Source organism: Pseudomonas sp. Mn2068, assembly GCF_049319725.1.
Lineage (GTDB): Bacteria > Pseudomonadota > Gammaproteobacteria > Pseudomonadales > Pseudomonadaceae > Aquipseudomonas > Aquipseudomonas gingeri.
Genome location: NZ_JBMOUG010000005.1, coordinates 447,565 through 458,976, shown reverse-complemented (window position 1 = coordinate 458,976; position 11,412 = coordinate 447,565). Strand labels below are relative to the sequence as shown.

Below are 11,412 nucleotides of genomic sequence, written 5' to 3'. Positions count from 1 at the left end.
GAAGGCTGGTTCACCGACGATACGCCGAAGCGTTTCGAGTCCTACAACTGGCAGGTGATCCGCAACGTCGACGGCCACGATCCGGAAGAGATCAAGACCGCCATCGAGACGGCGCGCAAGAGCGAGCAGCCGACCCTGATCTGCTGCAAGACCACCATCGGCTTCGGCTCGCCGAACAAGCAAGGCAAGGAAGATTGCCACGGCGCCCCGCTGGGTGACGCGGAGATCGCCCTGACCCGTGCGGCGCTGAAGTGGAACCACGGCCCGTTCGAAATCCCCGCCGACATCTATGCCGAGTGGGATGCCCGGGAAGCCGGCCGCGCGGTCGAAGCCGAGTGGGACCAGCGTTTCGCGGCCTACTCCGCGGCCTTCCCAAGCGAAGCCAACGAACTGGTGCGTCGCCTGAGCGGCGAGCTGCCGGCCGACTTCTCGGAAAAAGCCTCGGCCTACATCGCCGAAGTCGCGGCCAAGGGCGAAACCATCGCCAGCCGCAAGGCCAGCCAGAACACCCTGAATGCCTTCGGCCCGCTGCTGCCGGAGTTCTTCGGCGGTTCGGCCGACCTGGCCGGTTCCAACCTGACCCTGTGGAAAGGTTGCAAGGGCGTCAGCGCCGAAGATGCCAGCGGCAACTACATGTACTACGGCGTGCGTGAGTTCGGCATGACCGCGATCATGAACGGCGTCACCCTGCACGGCGGCCTGCTGCCTTACGGCGCGACCTTCCTGATGTTCATGGAATACGCCCGCAACGCGGTACGCATGTCGGCGCTGATGAAGAAGCGGGTGATCCATGTCTACACCCACGACTCCATCGGCCTGGGCGAAGACGGTCCGACCCACCAGCCGATCGAGCAGCTGGCGAGCCTGCGTTGCACGCCGAACCTCGACACCTGGCGTCCGGCCGACGCGGTGGAATCCGCCGTGGCCTGGAAGCACGCGATCGAGCGCAAGGACGGTCCTTCGGCGCTGATCTTCTCGCGGCAGAACCTGCAGCACCAAGCGCGTGATGCGGCGCAGATCGACAACATCAGCCGTGGCGGTTACGTGCTGAAGGATTGCGCGGGCGAGCCGGAACTGATCCTGATCGCCACCGGCTCGGAAGTCGGCCTGGCGGTGCAGGCGTACGACAAGCTGAGCGAGCAGGGGCGCCAGGTTCGCGTGGTGTCGATGCCTTGCACCAGCCTCTTTGATGCCCAGGACGCGAGCTACAAGCAGGCGGTGTTGCCGCTGCAGGTGGGCGCGCGTATCGCCATCGAGGCCGCGCATGCGGACTACTGGTACAAGTACGTGGGCCTGGAAGGCCGCGTGATCGGCATGACCACCTACGGTGAGTCGGCGCCTGCGTCCGCGCTGTTCGAAGAGTTCGGCTTCACCCTGGAGAACATCCTGGGTCAGGCTGAGGAACTGCTGGAAGACTGAGTTCGAGAGTGACTGCGCTTGCTCCGGCCTCTTCGCGGGCAAGCCCGCTCCCACGGGTTCGATGTCGTGCCACGGATTCCTGGCCGGACACGGATATTGTAGGAGGGGGCAAGCCCGCTCCCACGGGTTCGGTGTCGTGCCATAGATTTCTGTCCAGGCACGGATACTGTGGGAGCGGGCTTGCCCGCGAAGGCGTCCGGTCGGGCGGCACAGTCATGGAAGGAGGTAATCAGCCTCGTTGCGCCGCCGCCAGGTGTTCCACCAGGTATTGCGCATCCCGGGCGATTCCCGAGAACCGGCCGGAGCCCCAGGTATGCAGCCACGGCAGGCCGAGGAAATACAAACCGGGGCGGGCAGTGACGCCACGATGGTGACCGGGATAGCTGCGGCCATTGAAGACCGGCACATCGACCCAACTGAAATCCGGCTGGAAACCGATGCACCAGATGATGCTGGTGATGCCACTGCCTGTCAGGTCCAGTTCGTTCCTCTCGGTCTGCGGGACCCAGAGCGGGGTGTACGCGGTGCCCGCGGGCGCGTCGATGGCATTGTCTGCAATGTACTTGTCGATGCTGCTGTTGATGCGGTTGTACACCGCGTCGGCGGCATCCAGCTTGGCCCCCAGGTCGCTGGCGAATTTCAGGGTGCTGCCGTCCAGGCTGTCCAGCCGTCCGAACAGTTCCATGCCTTCGCTGGCGAAACGCCGCAAGTCGATATCGCGCCCGCCGTCACGCCCGGTGACGTAGTGGTTGGTGTTGTCGCGCACGCCTTCGCGCAGCGGGTGGGTGTCGACGCCGATATCGTAGTAGCCCATCTGTGCCAGCCAGTCGACCACATCCTTGCCGCGATAGAAGCGGGCGCAACGCGGCGCATCGCCGACCGCGAGGAACACCTTGCGCCCGGCCAGGTGCAGGTCCTCGGCGATCTGCGCCCCGGACTGCCCGGAGCCGACCACCAGCACCGCACCGGCGGGCAGGGCCTGGGGGCTGCGGTACTGCTCGGAGTGAATCTGGCTGATTGCGGCGGGCAGGCGTTCGGCCAGCCGCGGGATGATCGGCGTGTGATAACCGCCACTGGCGACAATCACCTGATCGGCGCTGAAGTCGCCGGCCGAGGTATTGAGCAGGTAACCGCCCTCGGCGCGTGCGCTCATGCGCTGCACGGCCACGCCTTCCCTGACCGGTGCGTTGACCTTGGCGATGAAGCCGTCGAGGTAGTCGATGATCTGCTCTTTCTTCATGAAACCATGGGGATCTTCACCCTCGTACGGATGGCCCGGCAGCGCGCACTGCCAATTGGGTGTCACCAGGCAGAAGGCGTCCCAGCGCTGGTTGCGCCAGGTGTGGGTCAGGTTGTGCTTTTCCAGCACCAGATGGTCGATGTCCTGTTGTTGCAGGTAGTAACTGGCGGACAGTCCGGCCTGGCCGCCGCCGACGACGATGGCTTTGTAGTGGGTCATGTTGCAATCCTCTTGGGGGATGAGCAGGGTGCTCAGATATCGCCGAAGCCCGCGTAGTGAACCTTGCCGGCGCCCTGGTTGCTGATGTCCAGTACCTGCACCCGGGCATCCGGGTCGGGGAAGCGCCGGGCCATCAGGCGCAGCCCGCCGAGGCTGTCCATGGCCGAACTGCAATAGAAGCCCTTGACCTGCCTGACCCGTTCCGAGGCAGCGTTCAGACCGGTTTCGGCCCGGCGCATAAAGTCGGCCATGGCATAGGAGCGACCGGCTTCGAAGTGCGCGTAGATGGTGGTCGAGGGTGAGTAGGCGTTGCTTTCCTGGCCATCGGGCCAACGCAGGCGAATATTGACGGCGGGCATGTCAGTGCTCCTTTGAGACGGCTGAAAGTTGAAAGCCGGGGTGGCTGAAGCCGGTGAACGGTTGTTCGGCCAGGTTCCAGAATTCGTGGCAGGCATCACCCTGGCCGACCCGCAGCCGGGCGCTGTCATCGACCTCGCCGATGCAGGCACAGTGAATGCCTTCAAAGGCAAAGGCGGCCTCGACGGTGGGCAGGTCCTGGCGTTCCAGGGTGAGCAGGAAACCGTAGCTGGGGAAGGCCTGCAGCCAGCGCTCCAGCGGTGCATCGGCCGGCCGGGGCAGGGCGTCGAGGTCGATGCGCGCGCCGCGGGTCATGGGCTCCAGCAGCATCAGCAGGGTGCCGAGAATGCCGGCGTTGCTGATGTCCTTGGCGGCCCGCAGGAGACCGGCTTCGGCCAGGCGCGGGATGACTTCGAGTTTTTCCCGCAGGCGTTCGGCGGGTACGTTTTCAAAGGCTTTCCAGTAGGGCGCAGAGCCGTGCCAGCTGCCGTCGAGGTCTACGGCCATGGCGATGACCTGGCCGGGCGCGACGTGCAGGGTCGACAGCAGGCTGCGTGCCCAGCCGCTGATCGCCACCGCCAGGGCCGCCGGATTGCCCGGCGTCTGGCTGGTATGGCCGCCGGCGAGGATCAGGCCGTAGGCCTGGCAGGCGTCACGAATGCCGGCCAGGACACTGTCGGCGGCTTGGCGGTCATGGTGCCAATAGGCGTTGACCACGGCGCTGGCCCTCCCGCCCATGGCGGTGATATCGCTGACATTGGCCATCACCGCCGACCAGCCGGCGAACCACGGCGCCTGCTCGACAAAGGCCGGGATCATGCCCTCGATGGCCAGCAGTTGGTACTGGTCGCCGCAGCGAATCGCCGCCGTATCGTCGCCCGGCAATGCATAGCAATCGTCGTGGCCGGCGGTGCGTGCCGGCAGTGCCCGCGCCGGCTGCTGGATCGCCAGCTTGGCGCGCATCGCCGGGGTATCGCGCAGCCTGTCCAGCATGGCCTGCAGCGCGGTCGAGGCCAGTATCGGGTCAGTCATGGCGGATTACCTTGCGGGGCACCAGCGCGACTTGCCGGGGCATGAACGGATAGCACTCCAGCTCGGCCTGCATCAGGCAGTGCGGTTGGCCCAGCAGTTCCATGGGCCGCAGGGTCTGCCAGTGCAGGCTGTGGAAGTAGCTCTCGTTGGCCTGCTGCACGGTGGCGAGGAAGGTCCGGCAGCCGAGGTCGATGGCGCGCGACACGGCCTCGTTGACCAGGGCCTTGCCGATCATGCCGTGACGACGATAGGCCCGTTCGACACACAGGCGACCGCCGTACCAGGTTCCCGGCGTGCTCTCGTAGATGCGCACGGCGCCGACCACCTGCTCGGGCATGCCGCAGTGATGGGCCACGGCCACGATGGGAATGGCCTGGAAATCCTTGTCATCCTTGTCCTGGGCCAGCAGTTGCTGTTCGGCGCAGAACACCGCGCGGCGCAGCGCATAGTAATCCTGGCGCTCCCAGGTTTCGGCGGCGGGCTTGACCAGCAGGTCATCGGCGAGAAAGTCGCTGAAGGTGCTGTCGATCAGGGCAAAGGCATGTTCGGCCATGGCGTGGGGCTCCGGTTACTCGTGGTGTTTCAGGGCCGAGCAGGCGCCGCACTTGGCACAGCCGGCGTTGATCTGGTCCGAGTGCAGGCCGTGCCTGCGCAGGCTGGCGCCGATGCGCGGGTAGAGCCGCTGCATGAAGGCGCTGTCGGGCTTGGGGTGATGGGCCAACGGTGTGCCGTCGATGGGCACGAACGGCACGACGAAGGGGTACACGCCGGCGCTCGCCAGGCGTTCGCTCATCTGCGCGATGGCGTCTTCGCTGTCGCCCAGGCCGGCGAGGATGTAGGTGCTGACCTGGCCGCGGCCGAACACCTGGACGGCGGCATCGAAGGCGCTGAAATAACGTTCCAGCGGCACTTCGGCCTTGCCCGGCATGATGCGGCGGCGCACGACATCGGTGACCGCTTCCAGGTGCATGCCCAGCGAAACCACGCCGCTGTCCTTGAGGCGCTGGAACCAGGCATCGTCGTCCGGCGGTTCGCACTGGGCCTGGATCGGCAGGTCGACCGCGGCCCTGACGGCCGCTGCGGATTCGCAGAGAATGGCGGCGCCACGGTCGGCGGTCTGTGGCGTGCCGGTGGTCATCACCATGTGCTTGACTCCATCGAGTTCCACCGCGGCCCTGGCGACTTCGGCCAGTTGCGCCGGACGCTTGCGGGCAATGGTCTTGCCCGCGGCGAGGGACTGGCCGATGGCGCAGAACTGGCAGGCGGTCGCGGCTTCGTTCAGGCGGATGCAATGCTGCAGGATCGTGGTCGCCAGCACGTGTTTGCTGTGCAGCGTGGCAATCTTCCAGTAGGGCGTGCCGTCTGCGGTGCTCAGGGCATAGAAGTTCGGCACCCCCGGCAATTGCACCTGGCCGACCTGCAGGCCTTCGCGAAAGATCAGTGCCTGCTGGCCGGCCGCATCGGGGACGGCGGAGTAGGGCGAGTCCAGGGAGGCGCGGTTGAGCATCGGCACCATCGCGGTGTGGGCGCCCAGGCTCAGCGCCTTGTGGTCCGAAGGGCCGGCCCCGCCTTTGCGCGACAGGCCGTCGGCGCCTTGCCAGCGCACACCGTGGCATTGCAGTTCGGCCAGCAGGTCCGTGCCGGCCGAGGAGGCGAGCAGGCTACTCATGGGCCTGGCCCTCGAAGCTTTCGCGCCGCTCATGCAGGTGCGCGGCGGGGCGCCGGTCGATCAGCAGGCTCAGCAGCTCGGGGCGGCTGTAGTGACCCACCGCGTCCATCATCCGCTTGCGCTTGTCGATCAGGTTGAAGTCCAGATCGGCGATCACCACTCCTTCGCCGCTGCGCAGCGGCTCGCCCAGCAACTTGCCTTCCGGCGAGACGATGGCGGTGAAGCAGCCGCCGGAAATGGGCTCCAGGGCGCAGCCGGTGTCGGCCATGATCCGCGCCTGTTGTTCGGCATCCAGCCATGCGGTGGCATTGACCACGAAGCACCCGGACTCCAGGGCGTGGTGGCGGATGGTGACTTCGATCTGTTCGGCGAAGACCTGCCCGACCAGGGAGCCGGGGAACATCGCCGCGTGAATCTGCTCGCCATCGGCCATCAACGCATAGCGCGCCAGGGGGTTGTAATGCTCCCAGCAGGCCAGCGCGCCGATGCGGCCGACGGCGCTGTCGGTGGCGCGCAGGCCAGAGCCGTCGCCTTGGCCCCAGACCATGCGTTCGTGGTAGGTGGGGGTGATCTTGCGCCGATGCTGGATCAGTGTGCCGTCGGCATCGAACAGCAACTGCGCGTTGTAGATCGTGCCGCCATCGCGTTCGTTGATGCCGATGCAGGCGACGATCCCGGCCTCGCGACAGGCTTCGCCCAGTTGCCGGGTCGCATCGGACGGCACGGTGACCGATTGTTCCAGCAGTTGCAGGTGTTCCCTGCCCATCGCGAAGGGCGGTTGGACAAAGGAGAAATAGGGGTAGTAAGGCACCACGGTTTCCGGGAACACCGCGAACCGGACGCCTTGGCGACCCAGGTCCAGGAGCGTGTTGCAGAGCTTGGCTACCGTGGCTTCACGGGAATACAGCACAGGGCTGAACTGGACGGCGGCAGCGCGGATAGTGGACATGTCAGGGGTTCCTGTCGGGGTGGTCGGCTGTCGGGCGGCGTTGAGCGTGGCGGTGCCGGCGATGGCGCTCACGGTCGCCATCGCACGCCCACCGGGTTCCAGGCGGCCTTATGCGGTCCAGGTATCGATGATCATGGCGCCCTCGCGGCGCATCAGCAGGCGCAGGTCCATCACGTCCAGCGGGTTGATCGGGCGGATGCCTTCGATCAGGGCTTTTTCGGTCTGGCCGTAGAGGGCTTGCAGGGCGAAGCGGCAGGCGTAGACCTCACCGCCTTCGGCCATGAAGGCCTTGATCTGGTTGTTCACCGCCAGGTGACCGGGGAAGGCTTCGGCACCGAGGGTCGGGAAGCCGCGCTGCACCCCCAGTTGCACGCCCGGTCCGTAGAGCAGGATCTTGGTTTCGAAGCCCTTGCGCAGCAGGCGCTTGGCCTGCAGCAGGTTGACCAGGCCGATGGACCCTTCGAAGGCGATGGTGTGGAACGTCAGCAGGGCTTTGGCACCCGGTTCGGCCTTGACGTCCTCGAAGACCTTTTCTTCGTAATTGACCAGGAAGTCGCCATCTTGGTAATGGGCAATGTCCACGTTTGGCATGGTGTCGTCTCCGTTATGGTTGCTGTTATCGATGGCCGGGGAGCGGCTGATCGTTGCAAGGCATGGAGCGAAGGACGTGCCAGTTTTGCGTGGTGCCGACGGTTTGTTTTTATCTGATTGAAAAATATGAATATTTTTCGGTCGTGGCGGGTTTGTGGAACACATTTGCAGGTCGAAACGGCTACGTAATTACGTAGAAATACGATTATTCGTAGTGGGGTTCGACGAGAGTTCGTACCCCTCGGGCGTGGATCGGCAACGCCCCGGCAGTGTCAGGCCTGTTGAATGATGGAACCGTTGCTCAGGAACTCGCGCACATAGGCGCTCGGCGTCTTGCCGGTGAAGGCGGTAAACGCCAGGGTGAAGGCGGCACCGCTGTTGAAGCCGACTTCCAGGGCGGTCTGGGTCACCGACATCTGCTTGCGCGTGAGCAGTTCGATGGCGCGGGTCATGCGCAATTCCTGGAGGAAGCGGCGCCAGCTCATGCCCAGTTCTTCCTGGAAATGCCGGCGCAGGGTGCGCGTCGAGGTCCCGGCCGCTTCGGCCGCCAGTTCGATGGTCGCGGTGTCCAGGCGTGTGCGGGTATAGGCGACGGCGCGCTTGATGATCGGCGACTCGCCATAGGGCACCCACATCATTCTCGAACATTCGAACCAGTCCTTGCAGAGCAGGCCCAGGGTGTTGAGGTAACCGTTGGCCACGGCATCGTCGGCGTCCCGCGTGCGTCCCCAGCGCAAGGCATAGCCGAACATCTCCCGGGCCAGGCTGCTGATCGAGGCGGCCCAGCAGCCTTCGTGCTGCCAGACGGTATGTTCCGCGCCCAGGTGGATGACCACCAGCACCGCATCGGCGCTGGCGTGGATCCGGTAGGGCCGGTCATGGGGAATGAACACCATGTGCGCCGGCAGGATCAGCCACTGGCCATGGGGACCTTCCAGTTTTACCCGGCCACGTTCCACGCAGAGGATCTTGTTCTTGCCGTCGCCCCGCGAGCCGACCGTCAGCCGGCCCGGTTCGATGCGCTCCACGCATTCGGGCGTGGGGGCGTCGCAGCGAAAAGGGTTGTGGACGTCATCCTCCGGTTCGATCCAGACCGATAACTGCGCCGCGTCACTCATGTCTTCACTCCAGTGGATGGGCCGCTGCACACCGAGCCGCGCCTGAGGGGTGGCCGATATTCGATGATTGATTGGCCGATTTCAGTCGGTGGCAATTCCTGTGGGGCGGATAATAGCCGAAAACAAAAATAACATGGCCATAAAACTAAAAACGGCCACGGAGGATGATATGCAAGCTGAGCTGCATCCGCAAAACCCCACGCCAGGGACTGCTGTCCCGGCCATCCTCACCGTCGAAGGGATCGGGAAAAAATTCAACGGCGTGCCCGCCCTGATGGATGTGAGTTTCGCCATCGCCCCCGGTGAGATCGTCGCCCTGCTGGGTGAGAACGGCGCGGGGAAATCGACCCTGATCAAGATTCTCGCCGGGGTCCACCTGCCGTCCAGCGGACGCCTGCTGTTTCGCGGCGAGCCGTTCGATCCTGCGGCCAACCACAAGCGCATTGCCTTCGTGCACCAGGACCTGGGGCTGGTCGACTGGATGACTGTCGCCGAAAACATCGCTCTCTCGACGTTCTATCCGAAAAAGTCCGGGCTCATCCATTGGTCGTCGGTCACCCGCCGGGCCCGTGAGGCGCTGGCGCTGGTCGGTGGCGAGATCGATCCGCTGCAGCGGGTCGGCGAGCTGAGCCGGGCGGAAAAATCCCTGGTGGCGATTGCCCGGGGACTGTCCAGCCAGGCCGACGTCATGGTCCTGGACGAGCCGAGCGCCAGTCTTCCCGAAAATGAAGTGCTGCGACTCCATGAGGTCCTCAAGGGCCTGCGGGCACGGGGTGTGGCGATGATCTACGTGTCGCACCGGCTCGATGAAGTCTTTGCGCTTTCGGATCGCATCGTCGTGCTGCGCGACGGGCGCAAGGTGGCCGAGCAGGCCACCCGGCAGACCCGCCCGGACGAACTGGTCCGGCACATCATCGGCCGCGAACCCGACTCGGTGTTTGTCCGGCCGCAGCTGGTCAGGGCGGCACCGACCGTGTTGACCGTCCGCGGGCTGGTGACGGAGGAGGCCGGACCACTGGATTTCGATGTGCGCCGGGGCGAGATCCTCGGCCTGGTGGGCTTGCGCGGGGCGGGGCACGATTCGTTGGGCAAGGCGCTGTTCGGCGCGGCTGCGATCGTCAGCGGCGAAGTCCTGCTCAACGGCGCCGGGGTGAATCTGTCGACGCCTGCCGCCGCCATCGCCAGTGGCGTCTGCCTGGTGGCCGGTGATCGCTACGGCGAGTCCGTCGCGCCCGGACTGAGTATCCGTGAAAACCTCTTCCTCAATCCCCTGGCCAGCGGCCGCACCGGGTTCAAGCCGCGCTCCCCGGCCAGCGAGGGCGGTGAAGCCCTTGAGCTGGGGCGTCGTGTGGCCCTGGCGCCGAATGATCCCTCGGCGCCGATCGAGACGCTGTCCGGCGGCAACCAGCAGAAGGTGGTGATCGCCCGCTGGCTGCGCATCGGTGCCCATGTGCTGATGCTCGAAGACCCCACTGCCGGCGTCGATATCGGCGCCAAGGTGGAGATCTATCGCCTGCTCGGTGACGCGGTCCGGACCGGCATGGCCGTGCTGCTGATCTCCTCGGACTTCGAGGAAACCGCGCAGATCTGCCACCGCGCCCTGATCTTTCGCGATGGCCGCATCGCCCGCGAGTTGCCGATGGCGCAACTGAGCGTCGATGCACTGCTGCGTTGCGCCTCCCTGGATGCCGCCGATCCCGCTCCCACAACAATAATCAAAACCGCGTGAGGTTCCACCATGCAATCGCTTAAATCCAACGCGCTCGAACCGACCCGCCGAGAGCTGGCCGAACTGTCGGGGGTCGCCCGCCTGTTGCGCCTGCTGCCGGTGTTCGGCCTGCCGATCCTGACCCTGCTGTTGATCGCGCTGTTCTCGATCCTGTTGCCGGATACCTTCCCGACGCTGCTCAACCTGCGTTCGATCATCGGCGACAAGGCGATCATCGCCATTCTCGCGCTGGCGGCGATGATCCCGATGTCCAGCGGCCGCATCGATCTCACGGTGGGCTACGGGATTGTCCTCTGGCATATCCTCGCCATCAGCCTGCAGACGGTCTACGGGCTCGACTGGATCACGGCCGTGGTCATCGTCCTGGTCCTGGGGGCGCTGTTGGGCTTGCTGAACGGCCTGCTGGTGGAGATCGCCCAGATCGACTCGTTCATCGCCACGCTGGGCACCGGCACCGTGCTGTACGCCATTGCCATGTGGCATACCCAGGGACGGCAGGTCATCGGCAGTTTGCCGGACGCGTTCACGGCGCTGTTCACCAGCCATTTGTGGGGCATGCCGATTGTCGCGGTGTACGTGCTGGTCATCAGCCTGGTGCTGTGGCTCGCGGCCGACTTCCTGCCGGTCGGACGCTACCTGTACGCCATCGGTGCCAACTCCCGGGCCGCCACCTTGAACGGTATTCCCACCCGCCGTTATGTGATTGGCGCGTTCGTGGCCTCCGGTGCATTGACGGCCTTCGCCGGGGTGATCCTGGCGGCCAAGCTGCGCATCGGCCAGGCCAGCGTCGGGCTCGACTTCCTGCTGCCGGCGCTGGTCGGCGCCTTCCTCGGGTCGACCACCATCAAGCCGGGGCGGGTGAATGTCTGGGGCACGGTGGTCGGGGTGGTGATCCTCGCTGTGGGCATCTCCGGTATCCAGCAACTGGGTGGCGAGTTCTATGTCGAGCCGCTGTTCAACGGCATGACCCTGCTGGTGGCCATCGGCATTGCCGGTTATGCCCAGCGTCGGCGCAGCGTGGCTCGCAAGCGTCCGGCCATCGCGGCCCGCGCAGCGGGCGATCCGCAGGGCAAGGCAGCCTCCACCTGA

At 65.5% G+C, this 11,412-nt stretch carries 11 protein-coding genes; 3 read left to right on the top strand and 8 right to left on the bottom strand.

The window, feature by feature from the left end; genetic code table 11:
- Positions 1 to 1,419, top strand: a 1,419-nt coding sequence (locus ACL9RJ_RS15180) for a transketolase family protein (protein ID WP_422765424.1), incomplete at its 5' end; no start/stop codon positions are given.
- 229 nt (positions 1,420 to 1,648) lie between these two features.
- Here ACL9RJ_RS15180 and ACL9RJ_RS15175 read toward each other — a convergent pair.
- The 8 genes from ACL9RJ_RS15175 to ACL9RJ_RS15140 all read right to left on the bottom strand — a co-directional run bounded on the left by ACL9RJ_RS15175 (position 1,649) and on the right by ACL9RJ_RS15140 (position 8,594).
- Positions 1,649 to 2,878 carry an MSMEG_0569 family flavin-dependent oxidoreductase gene (locus tag ACL9RJ_RS15175; RefSeq protein ID WP_422765422.1) on the bottom strand — a complete coding sequence of 410 codons (1,230 nt, stop codon included), beginning with the start codon at positions 2,876 to 2,878 and terminating at the stop codon, positions 1,649 to 1,651.
- A gap of 32 nt (positions 2,879 to 2,910) precedes the next feature.
- A complete protein-coding gene (locus ACL9RJ_RS15170) occupies positions 2,911 to 3,237 on the bottom strand; it encodes an MSMEG_0570 family nitrogen starvation response protein (RefSeq protein WP_017128783.1) in 327 nt (108 codons plus the stop codon).
- 1 nt (position 3,238) lies between these two features.
- Positions 3,239 to 4,267: a sll0787 family AIR synthase-like protein gene (locus ACL9RJ_RS15165; RefSeq protein WP_017128784.1), complete on the bottom strand. Its 1,029-nt coding sequence runs from the start codon at positions 4,265 to 4,267 to the stop codon at positions 3,239 to 3,241.
- Positions 4,260 to 4,820, bottom strand: a complete 561-nt coding sequence (locus tag ACL9RJ_RS15160) for an MSMEG_0567/Sll0786 family nitrogen starvation N-acetyltransferase (RefSeq protein WP_017128785.1) — start codon at positions 4,818 to 4,820, stop codon at positions 4,260 to 4,262. The genes ACL9RJ_RS15165 and ACL9RJ_RS15160 overlap by 8 nt, the downstream gene beginning before the upstream one ends.
- 15 nt (positions 4,821 to 4,835) lie before the next feature.
- Positions 4,836 to 5,936 carry an MSMEG_0568 family radical SAM protein gene (locus tag ACL9RJ_RS15155; protein ID WP_422765421.1) on the bottom strand — a complete coding sequence of 367 codons (1,101 nt, stop codon included), beginning with the start codon at positions 5,934 to 5,936 and terminating at the stop codon, positions 4,836 to 4,838.
- Complete coding sequence (locus tag ACL9RJ_RS15150) at positions 5,929 to 6,885, bottom strand: Nit6803 family nitrilase (RefSeq protein ID WP_017128787.1); 957 nt, start codon at positions 6,883 to 6,885, stop codon at positions 5,929 to 5,931. Before ACL9RJ_RS15150 ends, ACL9RJ_RS15155 begins: the two co-directional genes overlap by 8 nt.
- A gap of 108 nt (positions 6,886 to 6,993) precedes the next feature.
- Complete coding sequence (locus tag ACL9RJ_RS15145; protein ID WP_017128788.1) at positions 6,994 to 7,476, bottom strand: MSMEG_0572/Sll0783 family nitrogen starvation response protein; 483 nt, start codon at positions 7,474 to 7,476, stop codon at positions 6,994 to 6,996.
- A gap of 272 nt (positions 7,477 to 7,748) precedes the next feature.
- Positions 7,749 to 8,594 carry a helix-turn-helix domain-containing protein gene (locus ACL9RJ_RS15140; RefSeq protein ID WP_103032873.1) on the bottom strand — a complete coding sequence of 282 codons (846 nt, stop codon included), beginning with the start codon at positions 8,592 to 8,594 and terminating at the stop codon, positions 7,749 to 7,751.
- A 169-nt stretch (positions 8,595 to 8,763) separates the two neighbouring features.
- Here ACL9RJ_RS15140 and ACL9RJ_RS15135 point away from each other — a divergent pair, with 169 nt between their 5' ends.
- On the top strand, positions 8,764 to 10,323 hold the full coding sequence (locus tag ACL9RJ_RS15135) for a sugar ABC transporter ATP-binding protein (protein WP_017128790.1): 1,560 nt from the start codon (positions 8,764 to 8,766) through the stop codon (positions 10,321 to 10,323).
- A gap of 9 nt (positions 10,324 to 10,332) precedes the next feature.
- The gene (locus tag ACL9RJ_RS15130; RefSeq protein WP_422765420.1) at positions 10,333 to 11,412 is read left to right on the top strand and encodes an ABC transporter permease; all 1,080 of its coding nucleotides are present in this window, start codon (positions 10,333 to 10,335) and stop codon (positions 11,410 to 11,412) included.

Bases quoted from the DNA above. Each gene is read 5' to 3' on its own strand.
- ACL9RJ_RS15175 (WP_422765422.1), bottom strand. From the start codon at position 2,878: ATGACCCACTACAAAGCCATCGTCGTCGGCGGCGGCCAGGCCGGACTG.
- ACL9RJ_RS15170 (WP_017128783.1), bottom strand. From the start codon at position 3,237: ATGCCCGCCGTCAATATTCGCCTGCGTTGGCCCGATGGCCAGGAAAGC.
- ACL9RJ_RS15165 (WP_017128784.1), bottom strand. From the start codon at position 4,267: ATGACTGACCCGATACTGGCCTCGACCGCGCTGCAGGCCATGCTGGAC.
- ACL9RJ_RS15160 (WP_017128785.1), bottom strand. From the start codon at position 4,820: ATGGCCGAACATGCCTTTGCCCTGATCGACAGCACCTTCAGCGACTTT.
- ACL9RJ_RS15155 (WP_422765421.1), bottom strand. From the start codon at position 5,936: ATGAGTAGCCTGCTCGCCTCCTCGGCCGGCACGGACCTGCTGGCCGAA.
- ACL9RJ_RS15150 (WP_017128787.1), bottom strand. From the start codon at position 6,885: ATGTCCACTATCCGCGCTGCCGCCGTCCAGTTCAGCCCTGTGCTGTAT.
- ACL9RJ_RS15145 (WP_017128788.1), bottom strand. From the start codon at position 7,476: ATGCCAAACGTGGACATTGCCCATTACCAAGATGGCGACTTCCTGGTC.
- ACL9RJ_RS15140 (WP_103032873.1), bottom strand. From the start codon at position 8,594: ATGAGTGACGCGGCGCAGTTATCGGTCTGGATCGAACCGGAGGATGAC.
- ACL9RJ_RS15135 (WP_017128790.1), top strand. From the start codon at position 8,764: ATGCAAGCTGAGCTGCATCCGCAAAACCCCACGCCAGGGACTGCTGTC.
- ACL9RJ_RS15130 (WP_422765420.1), top strand. From the start codon at position 10,333: ATGCAATCGCTTAAATCCAACGCGCTCGAACCGACCCGCCGAGAGCTG.